Source organism: Caulifigura coniformis, from assembly GCF_007745175.1.
GTDB lineage: Bacteria > Planctomycetota > Planctomycetia > Planctomycetales > Planctomycetaceae > Caulifigura > Caulifigura coniformis.
In genome coordinates this window covers 50,561-71,159 of record NZ_CP036271.1, presented here as the reverse complement: position 1 = coordinate 71,159, position 20,599 = coordinate 50,561, and the positions used below count along the sequence as shown (strand labels likewise).

Genomic DNA, 20,599 nt, shown 5'->3' with positions numbered 1-20,599 from the left:
CGGCCTCTTTGCATAGTTTCCGGCGCTGGAGTACCGCCATGAGACCGGATCATCGACATACTCTCGCTTCAATGGGTTGTTGTGGATGTACTCGCCATCTCGTTCCCAAGCTCCTGCTTGGGAACGCACTCTCATCGAAGCTCTGCTTCGCGATTCGTCGACGACCACTCCGTCAACACATCGATCAGCCCCGGCCTCTTTGCATAGTTTCCGGCGCTGGAGTACCGCCATGAGACCGGATCATCGACATAACCTCGCTTCAATGGGTTGTTGTGGATGTACTCGCCCTCTCGTTCCCAAGCTCCAGCTTGGGAACGCACTCTCATCGAAGCTCTGCTTCGCGATTCGTCGACGACCACTCCGTCAACACATCGATCAGCCCCGGCCTCTTTGCATAGTTTCTGGCGCTGGAGTACCGCCATGAGACCGGATCATCGACATACCCTCGCTTCAATGGGTTGTTGTGGATGTATTCGATCTTCTGCCACATCATTTCTTCGGAGCAGATTTGCTCGGGATGGTTTCCTTCCTGCCAGACCTGATGCTCGCTTTCACTCTTGTGGGCCAGTTTCAATCGCCGGAACGAGTCCAGGAGCGTGAGCGCGGATCGATTCTTGAGGAGGTCCACGATGCGCCGTGCCGTATACGACTTGAAGCTCTGCATCGCTGCTGAGAGATCAGGCGCGCTGGCGATCAGGTGCAGATGGTTCTCCAGGATGACGTAGGCGAAGAGTTTGAACTCCCGCTCCCGTTGCAGGAACCGCCAGGAGTCGTAGACAACATCCACTGCTTCTGGACGCGTGAAGGTCGGCAGCCAGCCGACGACTGTGCACGTCATGAAGTAGGGAAACTCGTTCTCCACGATCCGATAGCGGGAACGGCCCATGAGAGTCTCGCCGGATGCTGCGGTCGATAGCCCAGATTCGCGTTGAGAGTAGTCTCCCGGCGGAGCGCACCGGACGCCAGTGCCATCGTTGACGAAGCGGAGCTGGATCTCGTTCCCAAGCTCCTGCTTGGGAACGCACTCTCATCGAAGCTCTGCTTCGCGCTTACACCCGCTTCCCGTCATCAATCACCACGCGGCACTCCGGCAGGCTCTCCAGAAACGTCCGCCCATAACGTTTCGTCCGCACCCGCGGATCGAGAATCACCACCTGCCCGCGATCGGCGGCCGAGCGAATGAGCCGCCCGAATCCCTGCTTCAGCCGGATCGCCGCTTCGGGAACCTGGTACTGCATGAACGGGTTCCCCCCCTGCGCCTTGATGCGCTCGACGCGGGCTTCCAGGAGCGGGTGATCGGGAACGGCAAACGGCAGACGCGTGATGATCACGTTCTGCAGCGCCTCCCCCGGCACGTCGACCCCCTGCCAGAAGCTGTCGGCCCCGAACAAAACGGCCCGGCCGTCCGCCTTGAACTTGTCGACCATCATCGAGCGCGGCATCCCGTCGCCGTGAACGATCAGCGTGAGGTTCTGCTCCGAGAACCATCGTCCGAGCCGCGCCGCACACGACTTGAGCATCTTGTAGTTCGTGAACAGCACGAACGCGCGGCCTCCCGTCTGCAGCACATGCCGCTGGATCCGCGTACACACGGCCGTCTCGAACTCGGCCGGCTGGTCGGCCGGGTCGGGCATGTTGTCCGCCAGGATCAGCGTCGCCTGTTCGCGGTAGTTGAACGGACTGCCGAGCTTCAGCTCGTGCGATTTCGTGACGCCGAGGCGGTGCTTGAGGTAACTGAAATCCTGCTGTCCGACGGCCAGCGTCGCGCTCGTCAGGATCACGCTCGGCGTCTTATTGAACAGCTCGTCGCGGAGCACCGGGCCGATCTCGATCGGCGCCGAGGTCAGCTCGATGTTTGGCGTCTTTCCAAAGCTGCGCTCGATCCAGAACACCCCGTCTTCGACTTCCTGTTTGAGCCAGCCGTTGAGCACGGTCGCCAGGCCGTCGACACGATCGGCCGCGGCGGTCAGTTCGATCCGCTGCCCTTCATCTTCGACGTTCGGCTCGTACTCCCGCATGGCGGCCGCCAGCAGCCGCAGGTCGGGAGAGACGGGATTCGGAATGGACAGCGGCTCCCGCACGCGGCCGCCGCCACGATTCTCCCGTTCCTGCCATTCGAGGATCTCGGCGAACAGGTTGTCGACGAGATACCGCAGGCGCTGGACGAGTTTCTGCGCTTCCGGCAGGTTGTGATGGAGGAGCAGCCCCTTCTGCGTGCGGTCGTTGTAGAGCTTGTTGAACTGGTAGGTGAACTGGCCGCTGGAGACCGACAGTCCCAGGTGCTCCCCGGCGACCGACTCGACGGTATGGGCCTCATCGAGGATCGCGACCTCGTAGTCGGGGAGGATGCTGGCCCCTTCCCGGCGGAGCGCCAGATCCGAGAAGAACAGGGCGTGGTTCACCACAAGCACGTCGGCATTCCACAGCCGACGCCGCGCCTTGTAGTACAGGCAGTCTTCGTGCCGCGGGCATTTGCGCCCCAGGCAGTTCCCCTGTTCGCTGCGCACCTCGCTCCAGACGGCCCCGGTCGGGTGAAAATTGAGGTCGGCCAGGCTGCCGTCGCGGGTGTTGTGCGACCATTCCCGCAGCTGCCGCAGCTGCGTCAGCTCCTGGTTCTCCTCGAAGATCGAGCCAGCCCGGTCCATGGCCGCCGACAGCCGCCTGAGGCTGATGTAGTTGGAACGCCCCTTCGCGAGCACGGCCGAGAACTCGACCGGCATGATCGCGTTCAGGAACGGAATATCCTTGTTGATCAGCTGTTCCTGCAGGCTGATCGTGTGTGTGCTGACGACGATCCGCCGCTTCTCGTCTTTCTTGTCGCCCGCCCGTCCTTTCCGGCCGGACTGCCAGTCGGCCGCTGCGAGAATCGCAGGAACCAGGTAGGCAAAGCTCTTGCCGACGCCCGTGCCCGCCTCGACGACCAGGTGCTTCCGCTCGGCGATGGCGCTGGAAACGGCCTCCGCCATGTCCAGCTGCTCCGGGCGCACTTCGTGGTCCGACAGCCGGCCGGCGATCAGCCCGCCTCGCCCGAGAACTCCATCGACAGACAACGTCATGATTCGAGCCGCTGCACGCCCACGAGACACGTGTCGTCCCGCGAATCGCTCCCGTCCGTGAACTTCTCGACGTCATCCACGATCGATTCGATCAGTTGCTCGACCGTCCCCTTCGACTTCTTGATCAGTCCCAGAAGCCGCTCCCGCCCATACAGGGCCTTCTCGTCCGTCATCGCTTCGGTGACGCCGTCCGTGAACGTCAGCACGGTGTCGCCCGGAGCAAGATCGAACGTCGCTTCCTCGTATTCCACTTCCGGCACGATGCCCAGCGGCAGGCCCGACGTCTTCCGGCCGATCGCGTCGATGGTTCCATCCTTGCGGCACAGGAGCGGGGAGAGGTGCCCCGCGTTCACGACCGTGATGTTGTTCGCGGCCGCGTCGAGAACCAGCACGAGGAACGTCACGAAGCGATGCCCCAGCCCGCTGGAGACAATCTCCTGGTTGAGGCCGCTGATCGCCTTGCCGGGAGACGACGAGGTCAGCAGCTGGTAGCGGGCCGAAGAGTACAGGCGGGCCATCAGCAATGCGGCCGGCATCCCTTTCCCGGCGACGTCGCCGATCGTCAGCGCCAGCCGCCCATCGCCCAGGGGGATGTAGTCGAAGTAGTCGCCGCCGACATGCAGGGCGGCTTCGTAGTAGTCGGCAAAGGAATAGCCTTCGACACGCGGACGCGACTTCGGCAGGAAGCCGAGCTGCACCTGCGTCGCGAAATCGAGGTCCCGCTCCATTTCGCGCTTCGAAAGCAGTTCCTGGTGCAGGCGGGCGTTGTCGATCGCCATCGACGCCTGCGACGCCAGGCTGACGAGCAGGTCGAGATCGTCTTCCTTGAAAACCTGCGTCGTCGATCGCGTGAGAATCTGGATGATGCCGAACGGCTTGTCGTCCTGGTCGAGCAGCGGAACGCAGAGCATCGACGAGACCCGCATCTTGGCGAGCGCCGTGCTCCCCTTGAAACGCGAGTCGTCCAGCACGTTCCCGCTGAGCACGGCTTCGCCCGTCGTCATCACGTGGCGGACGACGGTCATGCTGACGGCGATGACGTCCTCGGCCGTCGTCGAGCGGGTTTTCGTCGCCTTCACCCGCAGCACGTCGCTCTCATCTTCCTTCAGGAGCACGAACCCCTGTTCGGCCTGCGAGAAGACGTTGAACAGCGTCGACATCAGCTTCGGCAGGACGTTCTCGACGTTCAGCTCGCGGGAAACGGCCTTTGTCAGCTCGACGATCGCCTTCAGCTTCACTTCCGGCTTCACGCCCGATTTGAAATCGGTGGAGCTGCCGCTCCGCGAGTCGAGCTTCTTGATCACCGACGACGGCGAATCGAACACCGGTTCCGGGAACGGCTCGGGAAGGACGTAGACGTGGCTTTCGTCGATCGGCTTCAGTTCGGGCGCCGAGTCCCCCTGCTCGACGATCGTGCGTCCCAGCGGCGATTCCGCCTGCTGCTGGACCCACGTTCCGGGAGTCGCTGTCCCATCGATCTGGAACGACATGATCACGTCGCAGATCCGGACCTGGTCGCCGTCGCGCAGTTCCGCCCGCGCCGAGAGCGGCTCGCCGTTCAGGAAAGTGCCGTTCCGGCTGCGGAGGTCTTCCAGAAAATAAAGCCCATGACTCTCGAGAACCTGCGCGTGATGGCGGCTGACCGCCGCGTTGTCGAGGACGACATGGCACGTCGGATGCCTGCCGATCACCGTGCGTCCCGTCTGCAGCGGCAACACCGTTCCCGGCGCTTCGCCTTTGACAATCTGCATGACGGCCACGGAGCATCCTCTCTCGCGAACAGCGACAGGCGCAGGGAACGCCCGCTCGACAGGGGGTGAATGGGCCGATTCTATTCTGCCGGCCAACGTTCGGTCAAAACGGACTCCCGGGATTCCAAACCCCGCTGACCCGACCGTCCCGCGGAACTAGAATGCCCACTCCCATCGACCGGAGAAAGGCTCTTCATGTTTCCGCTGCAGGACAACATCCCCTCCCGCACAACGCCGGTCTGCAACTACGCGCTGATCGCGATCTGCACGGCGGTGTTCTTCCTGCAGACGCTGGAAAAGAAGGAAGACGTCTCGCTCGTCGAGCGGTACGCCATGATCCCCGCCCGGATCACCCAGCCGGGCAAGCCGGTCATGATCACCCTCGACAGGGACGTCGTGATGACTCCCGAGGGCCTGCAGGTCGTCGAAACCCGGAAAGAAGCAGGCCCGCCCGCCGTTCCGCCCTGGCTGACGCTCGCCACCTGTACGTTCCTGCACGGGGGCTGGATGCACCTGCTGGGCAACATGTGGTTCCTGGTGATCTTCGGCGACAACGTCGAAGACCGGCTCGGGCACGTGGGATACCTCGTCTTCTACCTGGTCGGAGGAAGCATCGCGAGCCTGATTCACCTCGTGACCGACCCCTCATCGACCATCCCGACCGTCGGGGCCAGCGGCGCCATCGCCGCCGTCATGGGGGCCTACTTCGTCTGGTATCCCCACGCCAAGGTCCGCACGTTCGTCCCCATCTTCATCTTCCCCATCTTCTTCGTCGTCCCGGCAACCGTGTTCCTCGGCCTGTGGTTCCTGATGCAGTTCCTCCAGGGAACGTCGTCACTGATGTCCCAGGAGGCCGGCGGAGTCGCATGGTGGGCCCACATCGGCGGCTTCGGGGCCGGCTACCTGATCGCCGGACGGCTCGGACACTCATCCATCTGCCGCCCCCCCAACCCGGTCCGCCGCAACTATTCGGTCCGGGCGATCGAGGAATAGCCCGCCCGGGAGAGCGAGGCGCTGCGCGTCCCGTCTGATACAAGAAACCATCTCACCCGCGAACAACAAGGAGCGAGGGATGGTACGGCAGACCCGGCGGCAGTTTCTGGGAACGAGCGCGGCGCTTCTCGCCGCCGGCGCCACAACTCGCGGGTTCGCCCTCGACAACGCCCCGCGACCGAAAATCGCCATCGTCCTCACCGCCTGCTTCTACCGGTCACACGCCCACGTCCTGCTCGAAAACTTCCTCGAGCCTTACCTGTTCTGCGGCCAACTCAAGCAGCCCGCGGTCGAGGTCGTCGCGCTCTACGCCGCACAGTTCAACGACAACGACACGCTCCGCCGGATCGCGAAGGACTACTCGATCCCCCTGTACCCCTCGATCGCGGAAGCCATCTGCCGCGGAGGACAGGAACTCGCCGTCGACGGCGTCGTCAGCATCGGCGAACACGGCGAATACCCCGAGAACGAGCTGGGACAGCAGCTCTACCCCCGCAAGGAGTTCTTCGACCAGATCGTCGCCGTATTCCGGAAATCCGGCCGCAGCGTCCCCGTCTTCAACGACAAGCACCTCTCCTACCGCTTCGACTGGGCGAAGGAGATGGTCGACGTTTCCAGGGAACTGAAGTTCCCCCTGCTGGCCGGAAGCTCGGTCCCGCTCTCACAGCGCGTTCCCGATGTCAGCCTGCCCCCCGGGGCGGCCATCGAAGAAGCCGTGTCGATCCACGGCGGCCCGACCGAACGCTACGGCTATCACGCCCTCGAAGTGCTGCAGGCCATCGTCGAAGACCGCGCCGGCGGCGAGACCGGCGTTTCGAGCGTGACCTACCTCACCGCCGACCAGATGCGCGGCGACGAAGGCCGCGGCCGGTGGTCCCCCGAACTGGCCGTCGCCGCGATGAAAGCCGAATACGAACTCAACGGAATCCAGCCGCCCGCCGATCCCCTGGCCGAACTCAAGGAGGGCTTCCTCATCGAGTATTCCGATGGAACGAAAGGAACCGTCCTGAAGGTCGGTGAGAGCGGCATCCGCTGGAACTTCGCCTGCCGGCTGAAGGCAGAAGTTCATCCCCGGGCGTTCTCGCACTACGTCGGCCCGTGGAACAACCGCAGCCTGTTCCGGGCCCTGGCCAACGCCATCCAGGTGATGATCGTCGAAAAGAGGGCCCCTTACCCGGTCGAGCGGATCCTGATGTCGTCCGGCATGACCGAGGCGATCATGCAGTCGAAGTTCCACAAGGCGCCGCAGAAAACGCCCCAGCTGCAGTTCACCTACAAGCCGATGGACTGGGAACGCGTCCGCGAGAACGGCGAAACGTGGAAAACGATTACGCCCGACACGCCGGAGCCCGAATACATGAAGAAAGACCCCGAGCCGAAGGGTGTTTGATAATCGGCTCGGAGAATTCGCGGCGTACGGCCCGTCGGCAAAGTTGCGGCTCAGACCGAAGCCCATCCCAATTCACTGCAGCTGCGATAGAATCTGGAATTGGTTATTCACATTCGCGACGTGACAGACAAGAAGGTGGTACCCTATGAGACATTCTGTGTGCTTTCTGCTGCTCGTCAGCTGTGTCCTGATTGGTTGCGGCGGAGCCGACCAGCCAAGCGGTCGGCTGACGGTCTATCCGGTCGGCGGGACGGTGCTTTACAAGGGACGGCCAGTCGGGGCGGCGGATGTGACGTTCATCTGTGCCGAGAAGGACAAGAGCGCGTTCGGACGCACTGATGAGCAGGGCAAGTTCAGGCTGACCACTTACTCATCCAACGACGGCGCCGTGGAAGGCAAGCATGTCGTCGTTGTGTCAAAGATTGCGCCGCCGGTTCAGACATCGCCCCAGTATGAGCCGGAGGATCCTCGCTATGATCCCGTGGCCGTTGAGAAGGCCGCGCTGAGAGTGCCGGTCAAGAACGACCTTCCGGCGAAGTATATGGACGCGAAGAAGTCCGATCTGATCGTGGTCGTCAATGCCGACGGCAACAGCGAAGACTTGAAGCTGGAACTCAAGGATTGAGATTCTGCGGTTCGCCCGGATTCTGCGGAACTGCTTTTGGGCGATCCACGCACGAAGTCATCGCCCAATCACAAAGAAATCCCGGTCGCTCTGAGCGACCGGGATTTCGTCGTTTCTTCAGCAGTGCCTTTGATCAGAATTCGCCGATCGTTTCACCGCCGGCGCGAGTTCCGAGGCCGCCCCAGACTCCATACGGGCTTTTGCCGTCGCGGACTGCCATCACACCCAGATTGCCGGTGTCGATGCTGTCCGAGACGAATCGAACGGCACCGTCTGCCATCAGCGTGTGAACGCCCCCGGCGTGGTGGCTGCTGGCCGACAGCATCGGTGACACTGCGTCAGCGCCTGCCTCAGTACCGACAGCACATGAAACGTTGTTCGGGCCGAGCACAGTCATAAATGCCACGGCTTCCGACTGGCCATCCATCCAGATCGAGCTGAACTTCCCCTTCACCTGGGTGGCGTTCGAATAACGATTGCCGGCCAGAAGAGGCGACGTCGCGGCCAGGCAGGCGCCCGGCGAGGTCGCGAGCCCGGCAACACCCATCAGCACGCCTTCCCGCTTGTCGGCATTCGCTTTGCCGCCGATATTGAAGTTGGCAGCGACCCGCTCGCTCAGCGCGATGGTATTGCTCGTTCCGTCAGTGCAGTCGCGGATGCCATAGTGCTTGTTGCCGTTCGTCTGTGTGCAGCCGGCAAACAGGCCGTTGGCCCAGTTGTTGTCCCGGTTCGAGATGTAAACATCACCAACACAGAACGCGTAATTGTTAATGCCGCGGGCCGTGTTGATACCAGGATCGGTTGGACAACGGAAAACTTCGATCTGCCCGCGGTTCCACAGCGGCCAGCCGCTCCACGGCGCAGCGCCACCGGCCGGCACTGGATTCCAGTTCAGCGTATTTGAAGGATCGCCAGCCATGATCTGGTTGTAGTACGGAGCCTGATCGATGTACGCAAGCAGCGGCACCATCCCCGAAAGCCTGCTGTAATTGCCGTCGTTTCGGGCGGAGTTGCCCAGGGGGGCTGCGGTCCCGCCTTTGCGATACACAAACGTGTTGTACACATCGTGGTAGTTGTGCAGCGCCAGCCCGAGTTGCTTCAGATTGTTTTTGCACTGCGTGCGACGGGCCGCCTCACGAGCCTGCTGCACAGCAGGCAACAGCAGAGCAATCAGGATCGCGATGATTGCGATCACCACCAGCAGTTCAATCAGCGTAAATCCCCGCGCACGACTTGCCGTCCTCTTCATCAATCTCTCCCCGAGCAGAACTGATAAAGCACAGAAGTGTTTCGACGATGAACCACTCCGAAAAAAAGATGCAAGCAACGAACGACCCACCCCTGAAAATTCAATCGGCGGGCGAATCAATAAAACTCCATGTGGATCATCAGAGCCCCACACGGAGATGGTGAACGGCTGCTAGCGGGGACCGAGGTATCTCGGCCATCCCCGGTTGAGTTGAGCACCACGCTCGCGGTGAGAACTCGTCGATCCTGGCAGACGTTGAAGCGCACCGTACCCCTGAAAAAACGGGGTGTCAACAACTTCCAACGGTGCTTGGAGAGCACTTCGGCACACTGCAGCACTCTGCGACACAATCGTCGCATTTTGCGTCGCAATGAGCTGCTTCAAATCATGAAGTCGGTCTTCTGCCCCAGAATCCGGTCGACCAGATCCTGCGGAAGATCGATCGCCTGCGACGTCGCGTCGTCCAGATCGGTCGGGTTGATCCCGCAATACATCGACCACGGACCCAGGTGCCGCCAGCGGCCGGCCCGCTTCGGCTCCGTCGGCAGAACCGGCGTCGTGCAGCGGTTGCAGCCGATCGTCGAGAAGCCCTGCGAATGCAGCGGATTCACGATCACCTTGTGCTCGGCGATGTAGTTGTGGAGCGGCTCGTCTTCCATCATCGCCAGCGGATTGATGCGGAGTGCGTTCATCTCCGGATCAACGGCCAGCACCGGGCACTCCCCGCGCTTTCCGCCGTCGCTCCGGCGCAGGCTGCCGATCAGGGCGTCATACTTCCCCCGGATCGCCGCCATCGGCTCCACTTTCCGCATGTGGCAGCACCGCTTCTGGCCTTCGACGTCCAGATACAGCACGCCCATCTGCTCGGTCTGCTCCTGCATCGTGAGCTTCGGCTGCAGGGTGATGATCTTGAGGCCGTATTCCTTCGCGAGGCGGTCGCGGGTGTCGAGCGTCTCCTGAAACATGACGCCCGTATCGACGAACACGACCGGGATATCGAGCTTCAGCCGCGAGATCATGTGGCAGACGACGCTGCCGGACTGCTGCATCGCGGAAATCGCCGCCAGCCGGTCGCCGAAGGTTTCTCTGGCCCAGCGGAACAGCTCTTCCGGCGTGCGGTCTTCAAACGATTTGTTCAGGGAGGCGAGACGCGCCTGGGAAAGCCGGGCCATGGTGTCGACGGAGGTTCGCAAGGGCCGCGCAGGGGACGTCGGGCGGCAAAACGGGAATGGAGAAGTGTATCCGTCAACCCGGAGAGAGCGAAGGCATCCTTGCCGCCCGCCACGGGTGTCTCCCGGGCCCGCACGCCCCCCGCCCGCACAGTAGCCATCGCAATGCCCCGTGGTTTCGGGTTTCGGAGTGTCCCCCGGTCGCCGTGGGGTTACACTTCCGTGAGACGTTCTTCACCTCAGATCGGCGCCGGGTTGTTATGGACAGTTCGCGGGTTCCACTTCATCGCTCCTTCGCAGAAGGAAGTCGGAAGTTGGCCGCGGACCGTGGCGCTCGGAGCCAGGCAGGAGGCTTTCGGTGAGCAGCGCCCCGAAGATCGCCTCCGGAGAACTGACGGAAACCGACCATCTCGGTGAAGCGGCCATCGACCGGCGGTCGCTCAACCTTCCGAACTTCATCACCCTCCTGCGGTTCCTGCTCTCGCTGGTGCTCTTTGCACTGATGGATCTCGATGGCTGGTGGCGCACCTCCGCGGCCGTCTTCATCGTCGCCGCCTCGACCGATTTCCTGGATGGCTACCTGGCCCGCAAGTACGGGCAGATCACGACGCTCGGACGCATCATGGATCCGTTCGTCGACAAGCTGATCATCTGCGGCGCGTTCCTGTTCCTGCTCGGAAAAAAGGACAGCGGCATCTCCCCCTGGGTCGCGTTCATCGTGATGGCCAGAGAGATGTTCATCACCAGCCTGAGGGCGTTCCTCGAGCAGCATGGCCGTGATTTCTCCGCGAAGTTCTGGGGCAAGCTCAAGATGCTCCTGCAGTGCATCGCCGTGCCGATGTGCCTGCTTTCGCTCAGCCCCGACTTCGCCCGCTCCGTCGACGGACTGATGTCCGGGGGCTTCGAGAAGTTCATCTGGCTGCGCAATCTCTCCGTGGCCCTCATGGCGGCCGTGACCGTCTACAGCGGCCTGGAATACAGCTGGCGGGCGTTCCGCGTCCTTCGCCGCCCCGGCGCGATCAGCTGACACGCCGGCGAAGTCTTCAAACCTGCGTCCCACGGAAACCGCCGTGCCACGGCCGTCTCGGCCGTGCGCTGCAGGCGGCGGTTGCATCAGGAGGCCGCAGTCTGCGTTCGCACGGCTCACAGAGCCGTGGCACGCCAGGACATCAACGGTGGGGTGGCACTGGCTCCGCCAGTGCAATCTGCGGACAGGCGGCATTCTGACACGCACCCGAAAACGGAAACCCTTCGCAGTCAACGCCCGCAGCCGCAGGTCGACATAGCAACCCATTCAAAAGGCCGTGCCACGGCCGCCTCGGCCGGGGAGGTGGCACTGGCTCCGCCAGTGCAATCTGCGGACAGGCGGCATTCTGTCACGCACCCGAAAACGGAAACCCTTCGCAGTCAACGCCCCAGCCGCAGGTCGGCATAGCAACCCATTCAAAAGGCCGTGCCACGGCCGCCTCGGCCGTGCGCTGCAGGCGTCGGTTCCACCACGAAACCGCGGTCCGCATTCACACCACTCACAGAGCCCTGGCACACCAACTCATCAACGGGACAGCGAACCGTCCTTCGACTGCTCGGCCTGCAGCTCCTCGCGCATCGTCTTCGGGTCGACGCCATCCCGTCGCGCCACTTCCGCACGCGACAGCACCTGCGATTCGACGAGCCTCACATCGGCCAGACGCTCCCGCGTCCGGTCGCGATTCACCAGCTGCGGAAACGTCCAGCGCGGCGTCACGCGTTCGAAGAAGTCGGCCGGCAGCAACCCGAGCTCCACAGCATCCGTCATGATCCACCGCCACAGCCGGTGAAACTCCCCCGCGAAGAACTGCTGCTCACTCTGGAACAGCTTCACCGCCGGACCTTCGGCCACCATCGTCGACGCGAAGTTGGCGTTCGAGGCATCCGAGGTGAGCATGAATTCGGGCAGGCCGGCCCCCGCCGCAACGTTCAGCAGCAACATCCTCCCGAGCGGAACCGCATCGCCGAAATTCGTGTTCGGCTGCAGGAACTGCACCTCCGTCGACTGGTTCGTCGTCAGGATCGTTCCGGGACGGATCGCCTCGCGCCCCATCCCGCCCGAGGCCCCCTCCGCCAGACCGGCCGCCTGCTGGGGAGTCCCCTGCACCTTCCGCCACAGCACGATCGACGACTGCAGCTTCCGGGCGGTCAGCTCCGTGTCGACCCACTTGTCGAAGCAGGTCAGCGTGTCCAGAACCGGCGCGAAGATCGTGACTCCCCGCTTCTGGTTGGAATCGACGCCGACCCGCGTGTGAAGCATGTCGTCCGCATCGATCCGCTCCGCGCCCCGCCCCCCGTCGAGCAGGCGCAGGTAGGCGATCGGAGTCTCCACATCATCAGGACTCGTGAGAATCCCCTCCGTCCCGGGGCTGTGCGGCGTCTCGCCGATCGTTTCCGGGTCGACAAACCGGACCACCGGCGGCCAGGCCGGTGACTCAAACTTCCGGAGAAAGCATTCGCCGTCCCGCCAGGCGCGACGGGAATGCTCGCGGGCGGAATAGTGACGCTCGTTGACGTCGAGGAAACGGGACCACAGCCGGTCGGCCGTTTGGAGAAGTGCGTCATTCTCCGGTGTCCGTCCCCCGGGATCGGCCGGCAGGTGCGTGACCTCCAGCCCCGGGCCGGCCACGTACACCTCCAGCAGCCGCAGGATGTTCCGGGCATGCGGATTGGTCTGCACGAGTCGTCTGGCCCGGGCCCGCGCATCGCTTCGCTGGTGTTCGTCCAGCCCACGTTCGGTCCGTCCCACCGCCAGCCAGCGGCCCGGATCTTCCTCGACGCCCTTCGGCCCCGTGGCTTCTGTGAAGTGGAGCAGCCTCTCGTGAATCAGTCGCTGGTATTTCGCCTTCAGTCCCGCGGTCGCCAGTGAATCCCGGATCAGCGTCCACATGCCTCTGGTCTCCGTGCGCCTGGCCTCTGTGATAGTTGAGGTCCCTCTACCCCCTGTGCGCGGTTGCGCGGAACAGGCCGAAGACGCCACAAGTCACGGTCGCCACGGAATTTTCGGGCTTTCGGGCCAATGGACTTCCGATTTATCTCGGAAGCAGCGTCCGGCCCTTCCGGGCTTCCCGGCCACGGGAACCCTCCCCGCCCGGGCTTGAGTCCCCCTCTTCCGCGCCGTAGCCTTTACCGCTTGCTGATCCTGTTTTTGAGTGGAAGCCGCCGATGGTTGCCCCCGCTGAACTGCGTCTGGTCGTCGTGACTCCCGAGACCACCCTCCTCGACGAAGTCGTTCGCTCGATTCAGTTTCCGCTGTTCGACGGCCAGATGGGCGTGCTGCCCGGACGTGCTCCGGCGATCGGCCGCCTCGGCGCCGGCGAGCTGAGCTTCGAATCGGGCCAGGGCGAGCGCCGCTACTTCATCGACGGCGGATTCCTCCAGATCAAGGGACCGGTCGTCACGCTCCTCACCAACCGGGCCTTCCCGGTGGAACAGATCGACGCCGCCGCGGCCCAGGCCGAGTATGATGCCGCCATGCAGATGAAGCCGACCGACGACGCCGGCTTCGAACTCAAGCAGAAGTCGCTCGAGCGCGCCCGGAAGATGCTCGCCCTGAAACGCGTCTGATGCCGCCGGGCCGGCTTCGCTGGCCGGCCCTTCACGAACCGCCCCCATCGCGCGCGATCCCGCGTCAGCGTCCCATGACCGGGCGCAGCTCGCTCAGCTTCACCTCGAACAGCGAATCGAGCACTTCGTCCGTCAGCAGCGCCGTCTCCGCGTCCGCGAAGCAGATCCCTTCGGCCTGCGGGAGGAAATAGGGCCGCGACGAAATCCGGCCTGAGAAGAACGGCGTCGCCAGGTCGTCCCGTTCGAACAGCCAGATGGTCTGCATGGTGAGCACGAGCAGCCGCTTCCCGTCCGGGTCGCAATCGGCTGCGACGACCATCCCCCCGATGTCGTAGTCTCCCAGACGCTCGAACGCATTCACGCGTCCGGGCTGCGGATCGTTGAGGCGATAGAGCGCCGTGCGGCTGTCGCCGCGGTGCTTCGTGAGGACGAAGATTGTCTGGCCGACGGTGAAGAGCGCCTCGCAGTCGAAGTTGCGTTGGGCCCCCGCAGGCGGAAATGCCACCTGGTCGGGATAACGTACGGGAATCGTCACGGCCGGCACCGAGCAGTCGGCCTCGGGACGCGGCTCGGCGACGAGGTAGATCGCGAGGTCCTGACGGGCGTTGGCGTTGTTCCCCAGGTCGGCGATGACGAGCCGGCCGTCCTCCAGCGTCGCGATGTCTTCCCAGTCGACATGGCTTGCCCCCTCGATGACAACGCCCGGTCGTGTGTCCGCACGGTACGGCGTGCCGTCGCGATGAAGCGGATAAATGCGGGGCTCGTCGCCCGAATCGTTGTGGGTCCAGAACAGGTCGGCCGTGGTGCGGCTGCGGACGATTCCGGAACTCTCGCGGTCGGCCCCCGCGGGGAGACGTGAAACAAACCGGAGGGGGGCCAGCGGGACTGCGACCGGGGGCCCGGCCTGCAGGCCTGCAGGAACGAGCGAAACGACGATCAGGAGCGCCAGCCGCAACGAATGCCTCCTGAAAGAAAGGGTCCGCCGGTCATCGGGGAACAGTCTATCCGGAGGCGGCCGCGGCCTCCCGCGCGCAACCGCACACGTCTTCCGGGAGGACTGATGCACATCATCACGACGGAGCCAACGGGCGCCGATTCCACGAATCGGGGGACGCGGGCAGCGTCCCGGCCCAGGGGAGTGGGGGAGTAGGGGCGAGGAGTACGCAACCCCCCATCAACGCGCGCGCCTCGCTCGCTCGCCCTCCGGCAGGCATCCCCCCGGGGATCGCGAGCAGCCTACCGCTGCTTCCGGGCGGAGCTTCGACTATGCTGCGGGCTTTTCCCGGTGCGGGTTCCCCAGCGAGTGATTCGACGATGGCGGTGTTGCTGCAGATTCGGAACGCCTACAAGAGTTATGGCGGGCAGGTTCTTCTGGACGGCGCGGATGCCACGATCACGGACGACGTGAAGGTCGGCTTCGTCGGCCGGAACGGCGCCGGCAAAAGCACGCTGCTCAAGATCCTCCTCGGCGAAGAGGAACTCGATCGCGGCGAAGTCTCGCGTCATCCCCGGCTGCGCCTGGGCTACCTCCGACAGCACGACTCCTTCCTGCCGGAAGAAACCGTGCTCGACTTCCTCATGCGGGATAGCGGACAGCCCGACTGGAAATGCGGCGAAGTCGCCGGACAGTTCGAACTCAAGGGGGCCTATCTGGACGGCCCGATCGCGAAGCTGTCCGGCGGATGGCAGACGCGCGTGAAACTCGCCGCCCTCCTCCTGCATCAGCCCAACCTGCTGCTGCTCGACGAACCAACCAACTTCCTCGACCTGCGCACCCAGATTCTGCTCGAGCACTTCCTCCGCGGCTACAAGGAAGCCTGCGTCGTCGTCTCGCACGACCGGGGCTTCCTCGGCGCAACGTGCGACGCGACCCTCGAACTTGCCCGCGGCAAGTTGACGATGTTCCCCGGCAAGATCGACGCCTACATCGAGAACCAGAAGGAACGGAAGGAACACGACGAACGCGTGAACGCAGCCCTGGCGGCCAAACGCAAGCAGCTCGAAGAGTTCATCGCCAAGAACAAGGCCCGCGCCAGCACCGCCACGCGGGCCAAGTCGAAAGAGAAGCAGCTCGACAAGCTCGAGGACGTCGCGATCGCCGCGGAAGAGCCGACGGTCAACATCCGCCCGCCGCAGGTCGACCCGCGAAAAGGAGCCGCGCTGCGCTGCATCGATGTCGCGATCGGCTATCCCGAACGGAAGATCGCCGACGGCGTGGCCGTGGAAGTGAACCACGGAGACCGGGCCGCGATCGTCGGTGACAACGGACAGGGCAAGACGACGTTCCTCAGGACCATCGTCGACTCGCTCCCGGCCCTGGCCGGCGAAGTCCGCTGGGGACACGGCTGCAACGTCGGCATCTACGCGCAGCACGTCTATACAACGCTCCCGCCCAAGCAGACGGTGTACGAGTACCTCGAAAACACCGCTCCGGCCGGAACGAAGATGCAGGAGATCCTCAACGGCGCGGCGTCGCTGCTGTTCCGCGGCGGGGACATCAAGAAAAAGATCTCGGTCCTCTCCGGTGGCGAGCGGGCCCGCCTGTGCCTCGCCGGCCTGATGCTCAGCCAGCACAACATCCTCATCCTCGACGAACCGGGAAACCACCTGGACGTCGAAACCGTCGACTCCCTGATCGAGGCGCTGCAGGCGTTCAAGGGGACGGTGATCTTCACCAGCCACGACCGCCATTTCCTGAAGCGGCTGGCGACGTCGATCATCGAAGTGCGGGACGGCCGCGTCGTCAACTACGGAGGCGACTACGAGTCGTATCTGTGGTCGGTGAACAAGGAAATCGAAGAGGGCGAGCGGGAAGCGGCCGCCGCCCGGCTGTCGAAGGCCCCTTCGGAAGTCGTCGGCAAGGCGGCTCCGAAAGCCGAAAAGCGGGATGACCGCGCCATGCGCAAGGAAAAGGGCTCGCTGGAGAAAACGATCGCCCGGCTCGACGAGCAGAAGAAGGCGGCCAACGCCCGGCTGCTCGAAACGACCGACGCCAAAGAGGCCCTCAAACTCCATCACGAAGTCGAGGAACTGAGCGGCCAGCTGGCCGAAGCGGAAGAGCGCTGGTGCGTGCTCGCGGAAGAACTCGGCGAGTGGTGAGCGGAGCCGGCGCGGACCGCTCAGGTGCGCCGCGTCCTCTCGATGCTCATCGTGCAGGACCGGATCAGGTTCCGGGTGGTCTTCGCTGACGACGCCATCCACGAGTTGTCTTTGAGCGGCACCGTGATGGTGACGGTCACCCTGGTGCTCGTGCTGCTGATCACGCTCGGCGAAACGGTGACCGTGAAATTCCGGACCCCGACTCCCGACAGGACCTTCCGCGCAGCGTTCTTCGCATCCGCAGCGGTTCCGCCGGGAACGATGGCGTTCCGCGCTCCTTCGTAGGCGGCGTTCTGGGCCGAGTTGCGAATCATGTTCAGCCGCGCACAGTCGACCGCCGCAAACATGATCGCGAACAGCACCGGCAACACGATCGCCGTCTCCACCGTCACGCCCCCGGAGCGGGCGTCGGCTGGTTCGAGGCGGCGGACGGTGCGGATCACATTCATGAAGCGGAGCTCAACGTTCGATCAGAACAGAAGCGGAAGCGGGCATCAGTCGGTCAGCACGACGGGCAGCGTTCTGGCCAGCTTTTCGAACGCGGCGATCAGTTCGGCCTGGTCGTTCGCGTGGATGTAGGTGCCCCCCGTGATCGACGCCACCGCCCGGGCATCCGCCGACTGGGCGCCCGGCAGGAACGTCACGACGTGAATCATGATTCCCTTAGCCCGCGCATCGGCGGCGGCCAGGCGGGGATCGCGTCCCTCGTTCCACTGTCCGTCGGTCATCAGCACGATGGAGCGACTGGCATAGGGAAGCACGTTGCCGGCGGTCAGCGTCTCAACAGCCTTGTCGATGCCGGCCGACATGTTCGTTCCGCCGTAGATCGGATGTTCTCCGAGCTGGTTCATGCGGGTGAGCATGGTTCCGAAGTTGTAGGACAGTGCGGCCTCGAGTCGCGCCACGATCGACGCCAGGGCCTGTGTCAGCGGAGTCAGCAGCCCGAACAGATCCTCCTGCGGGATCATGGAACTCGGCATGTCCGACGCCCAGGTCACGAGGGCCACTCGCGAGGGAACAGCGGTTTCGGCAACTTCCTGGAGATAGGCGTCGAACGCCGCACGCAGGGCATGCCAGCGACTTCCCGGCTGGGGGCGGCGCGCATAGGCGCCGTTCGGGGGGAACTTCTTGTTGACGCCGCTGAGATCCCACGACATCGAAGCCGACCGGTCGATCGCGAGGCAGATCTCCTGCTGGATCGCGGAGGCCGTCGACGACCTTGACGGAGTGAAGGTTCCGGAATTGAACATCTTGCCGAACGCCAGTCGCACGGGACCGCTGGCCGACCCGGACGACATCTTCGAGTTCACCCGGACGGCATTCGGACGATCGCCGCCGGCGCTGAACGCCCAGGTGCCATCACTCTGCTGGGCGGACGTGCCGATGACGACGTCGCTCCCGGCGATCTTGAAGGCGCTTCCCGCCACGGTGTTCAGCGACGCCATGGCGACGGCGGCCTGAACCGCCTGCGCATTGCTCTGGGTTCGCAACAGCGCTTCCGCGCCGGCCTTCGCCGCCGCATCGGTCGCCGCCCGCAGTTCGGTGCGCGCCAGCTGCATCGAGGCAACGTCGACCGAAATCATGGTCATCGCCAGCAGCAGCACGACGCCCGCCACCAGGAAGACGAGCACGCTTCCGCGACGCCTGTCGGCCTCGCCACGCTCCGGCCGTTGACGCTGGAAAGTCATCATCGCTGCCGATCCTCGAGAAGGCGTTCGCTGTTTTGATGGTTGGGATTAAAGCCGCGGCATGGTCACGGAGGCCCGCAGGGTCGTCCCCTTCATGAACCGCCGGATGCTGAAGGAATTGCTGTCGGCCGGCGCCGTGACGGTGACCCTGATGGCGGTTCCGGCAGGCGTGATGGCGGTAATCTGCGGAGTGAATGTGATGGTCGTGCCCTGCACTCCCACCGCGCTCACGATTTCCGAGTAACGGGCTTCGCCGTCCTGTTGAGTCGCCCCCAGGGCCGTCGCCATCCGGGCCGCCTCGTAGGCGGCCGTCACGAGGGTCTGCTTCAGGTAGATCGCGTTCGACGCCTCGATGGCCCCGAACGTCAGCATGACCATCAGCGGGAGGCAAATGGCCAGTTCCACGACGGCGAAACCTGATTGCCGCGCCCGTGGCCTGCGCCCTTTGAGAAATGCTCGCTGCATGGTCGACCGTCGTGACGTTCCTGGTGCGCGCGTTCAGCCGGGAGAATCTCCGCCCCCCCGTCGCGCGACGTTCTGTCAAGAACTTAGGTCGCGTTGATTTGAAACAAGCCCGGTTCGCCGAACTTCCTGCAGAAGCGGCGCACGCCTGTAGCGATCGTAGTAACCGCCCCACAGGTGATCTCAAGAAAACCCGCGTCTGGCCCGTGAAGTCGAAAGCGTTGCCCGGAATGTTCGCCCGCGCCTGGCATTGCGGGGAATCGTCATTCCCCGCAAGACCAGAGCATTCCTTACTGCGGAGCCGTCAGATCGACGGCCGCATCCGGGTCACCCGCATACGACATGCGGCCTTTCTTCTGGCCGATCTTTTCGATGGTGCTGTGGATCGACTGCTGAAGCTTGTCGGCCGCGCCACGGACGGCGTCGTCGATGCTGCCCGCGTGGTGCGTCACGGCGAAGGGCTTCAGTCCGCCGATGCGCGCTTCCATCGAGCAGCGGAATTCATTGTCGCTGCTCTTGGCCGCACTGTTCTCGTCCCCCAGGTAAACATCGACGCGCGTCACCTGGTCTTTGACGTGTTCAACCGCTCCTTCGGCGACGGATTCGACAAACTTGGCGAGTCGCTCGCCCCCATTGAGGTGATTGTCGGTACGGAGAAAAACTGCCATCTCGGAATCCTCTCGAGGTTTGGAACTCAGTGCGTCTGATTCTACGCAATACGGACAGGCGGGGGACGCGGATCATGGACGGATTCTTGACAGTTCGAATGCGCATTCGATTTGGCCAAAATAGGGATTGCTCCCCTTCTCCACTTGCCAATCGGGCATTCAAATTGCTGTTCGGGCAAGTGCCCCCAGGAACGGACTTCGCATGCCTCTCACCCCTCCGATCACATTCCTACGAGAGTTCCTCCATCGCCCTGCAGAACTGGGAACCTTCATTCCCAGCTCGCGGTTCCTGGAGTCACGCATCGTGAGGCTGGGGGGGCTGGGTGAAGATTCCGTCATCATCGAACTCGGCCCGGGCATCGGTGGCACAACACGAGCCATCCTGCGCGAACTTCCGTCGACGGCACGCCTCATCGCCGTGGAGCTGAATCCCGATTTCATCCGGCCTCTCAGGGCGATCGGCGACGACCGGCTGACCGTCCACCACGGAAGTGCTGAAGATCTTCCGGAGATCCTCGCGCAACATGGGCTCGCGTCGGCGGAAGTTGTCTTCTCGGGGATTCCCTTTTCGACGATTCCCGCAGCGGCCGGGCAATCGATCCTGCAATGCGTCTGGAACACGCTGGCGCCGGGGGGGCGATTCGTCGCCTATCAGCTCCGTTCCCGGGTGAAGCAGCTGGCCCGCGGCCTGATGGGAGATCCGGACGAGGAGTTTGAATTGCTCAACATTCCGCCGCTCTGGGTGTATCGCTGGGTCAAGGAAGCGGGCGCCGCTTCCAAGGTCGTGCAGCCTGAGGAAGGCCTGATCGCCGTTTAGGCCATTTTCATGGCTCCTGTGCAGGCAATTGAACAGTT

General features: G+C 63.7%; 18 protein-coding genes. 7 read left to right on the top strand and 11 right to left on the bottom strand.

The genetic code is table 11. The features are described from left to right. Positions 1 to 322: 322 nt before the first annotated feature. The 3 genes from Pan44_RS00330 to Pan44_RS00320 all read right to left on the bottom strand — a co-directional run bounded on the left by Pan44_RS00330 (position 323) and on the right by Pan44_RS00320 (position 4,807). Entirely contained in the window at positions 323 to 886 is a 564-nt protein-coding gene (locus Pan44_RS00330) for an REP-associated tyrosine transposase (RefSeq protein WP_145026055.1), read from the bottom strand. 163 nt (positions 887 to 1,049) lie between these two features. After that, entirely contained in the window at positions 1,050 to 3,056 is a 2,007-nt protein-coding gene (locus Pan44_RS00325) for an ATP-dependent DNA helicase (RefSeq protein ID WP_145026052.1), read from the bottom strand. Continuing rightward, a complete protein-coding gene (locus Pan44_RS00320) occupies positions 3,053 to 4,807 on the bottom strand; it encodes a SpoIIE family protein phosphatase (protein WP_231754183.1) in 1,755 nt (584 codons plus the stop codon). Before Pan44_RS00320 ends, Pan44_RS00325 begins: the two co-directional genes overlap by 4 nt. Positions 4,808 to 5,002: 195 nt before the next feature. Here Pan44_RS00320 and Pan44_RS00315 point away from each other — a divergent pair, with 195 nt between their 5' ends. From Pan44_RS00315 to Pan44_RS00305, 3 genes are all read left to right on the top strand, one after another. Then, positions 5,003 to 5,800 (top strand): rhomboid family intramembrane serine protease, encoded by a 798-nt coding sequence (locus Pan44_RS00315; RefSeq protein WP_145026046.1) that lies wholly within the window; start codon positions 5,003 to 5,005, stop codon positions 5,798 to 5,800. A gap of 79 nt (positions 5,801 to 5,879) precedes the next feature. After that, a complete protein-coding gene (locus Pan44_RS00310) occupies positions 5,880 to 7,190 on the top strand; it encodes a hypothetical protein (protein WP_145026043.1) in 1,311 nt (436 codons plus the stop codon). A 145-nt stretch (positions 7,191 to 7,335) separates the two neighbouring features. Beyond that, on the top strand, positions 7,336 to 7,815 hold the full coding sequence (locus tag Pan44_RS00305; protein WP_145026039.1) for a DUF4198 domain-containing protein: 480 nt from the start codon (positions 7,336 to 7,338) through the stop codon (positions 7,813 to 7,815). A 133-nt stretch (positions 7,816 to 7,948) separates the two neighbouring features. On the opposite strand, the gene Pan44_RS00300 is transcribed toward Pan44_RS00305, so the two are convergent. Both Pan44_RS00300 and Pan44_RS00295 read right to left on the bottom strand, forming a co-directional pair. Next, the gene (locus Pan44_RS00300; RefSeq protein ID WP_231754182.1) at positions 7,949 to 9,184 is read right to left on the bottom strand and encodes a DUF1559 domain-containing protein; all 1,236 of its coding nucleotides are present in this window, start codon (positions 9,182 to 9,184) and stop codon (positions 7,949 to 7,951) included. Between the two features lie 260 nt (positions 9,185 to 9,444). Further along, complete coding sequence (locus Pan44_RS00295) at positions 9,445 to 10,236, bottom strand: phosphoadenylyl-sulfate reductase (RefSeq protein ID WP_145026036.1); 792 nt, start codon at positions 10,234 to 10,236, stop codon at positions 9,445 to 9,447. 355 nt (positions 10,237 to 10,591) lie between these two features. On the opposite strand from Pan44_RS00295, the gene pgsA reads away from it, so the two are divergent. Continuing rightward, positions 10,592 to 11,260 (top strand): CDP-diacylglycerol--glycerol-3-phosphate 3-phosphatidyltransferase, encoded by a 669-nt coding sequence (gene pgsA / locus Pan44_RS00290; RefSeq protein WP_231754181.1) that lies wholly within the window; start codon positions 10,592 to 10,594, stop codon positions 11,258 to 11,260. Between the two features lie 525 nt (positions 11,261 to 11,785). Here pgsA and Pan44_RS00285 read toward each other — a convergent pair. Next, on the bottom strand, positions 11,786 to 13,150 hold the full coding sequence (locus Pan44_RS00285; RefSeq protein WP_145026033.1) for a phage portal protein: 1,365 nt from the start codon (positions 13,148 to 13,150) through the stop codon (positions 11,786 to 11,788). 275 nt (positions 13,151 to 13,425) lie between these two features. Here Pan44_RS00285 and Pan44_RS00280 point away from each other — a divergent pair, with 275 nt between their 5' ends. Next, the gene (locus Pan44_RS00280) at positions 13,426 to 13,827 is read left to right on the top strand and encodes a FoF1 ATP synthase subunit delta/epsilon (protein ID WP_145026030.1); all 402 of its coding nucleotides are present in this window, start codon (positions 13,426 to 13,428) and stop codon (positions 13,825 to 13,827) included. Between the two features lie 64 nt (positions 13,828 to 13,891). Here the strand turns inward: Pan44_RS00280 and Pan44_RS00275 are convergent, their stop codons facing one another. Further along, on the bottom strand, positions 13,892 to 14,782 hold the full coding sequence (locus Pan44_RS00275; protein ID WP_145026027.1) for a hypothetical protein: 891 nt from the start codon (positions 14,780 to 14,782) through the stop codon (positions 13,892 to 13,894). 359 nt (positions 14,783 to 15,141) lie between these two features. Here Pan44_RS00275 and Pan44_RS00270 point away from each other — a divergent pair, with 359 nt between their 5' ends. After that, positions 15,142 to 16,926, top strand: coding sequence for an ABC-F family ATP-binding cassette domain-containing protein (locus Pan44_RS00270; protein WP_145026024.1), 1,785 nt, complete (start codon positions 15,142 to 15,144; stop codon positions 16,924 to 16,926). Positions 16,927 to 16,946: 20 nt separating this feature from the next. Here Pan44_RS00270 and Pan44_RS00265 read toward each other — a convergent pair whose 3' ends face one another. The 4 genes from Pan44_RS00265 to Pan44_RS00250 form a co-directional block, all read right to left on the bottom strand. After that, a complete protein-coding gene (locus tag Pan44_RS00265) occupies positions 16,947 to 17,375 on the bottom strand; it encodes a TadE/TadG family type IV pilus assembly protein (RefSeq protein WP_145026020.1) in 429 nt (142 codons plus the stop codon). Positions 17,376 to 17,420: 45 nt separating this feature from the next. Then, complete coding sequence (locus tag Pan44_RS00260) at positions 17,421 to 18,617, bottom strand: vWA domain-containing protein (RefSeq protein ID WP_145026017.1); 1,197 nt, start codon at positions 18,615 to 18,617, stop codon at positions 17,421 to 17,423. Positions 18,618 to 18,662: 45 nt separating this feature from the next. Beyond that, positions 18,663 to 19,079: a TadE/TadG family type IV pilus assembly protein gene (locus Pan44_RS00255; protein ID WP_145026014.1), complete on the bottom strand. Its 417-nt coding sequence runs from the start codon at positions 19,077 to 19,079 to the stop codon at positions 18,663 to 18,665. Positions 19,080 to 19,366: 287 nt separating this feature from the next. After that, complete coding sequence (locus Pan44_RS00250; RefSeq protein ID WP_145026011.1) at positions 19,367 to 19,744, bottom strand: HPF/RaiA family ribosome-associated protein; 378 nt, start codon at positions 19,742 to 19,744, stop codon at positions 19,367 to 19,369. A 202-nt stretch (positions 19,745 to 19,946) separates the two neighbouring features. Between Pan44_RS00250 and Pan44_RS00245 the strand changes: the two genes are divergently transcribed. Next, positions 19,947 to 20,561 carry a class I SAM-dependent methyltransferase gene (locus Pan44_RS00245; protein ID WP_145026008.1) on the top strand — a complete coding sequence of 205 codons (615 nt, stop codon included), beginning with the start codon at positions 19,947 to 19,949 and terminating at the stop codon, positions 20,559 to 20,561. Positions 20,562 to 20,599 lie beyond the last annotated feature (38 nt).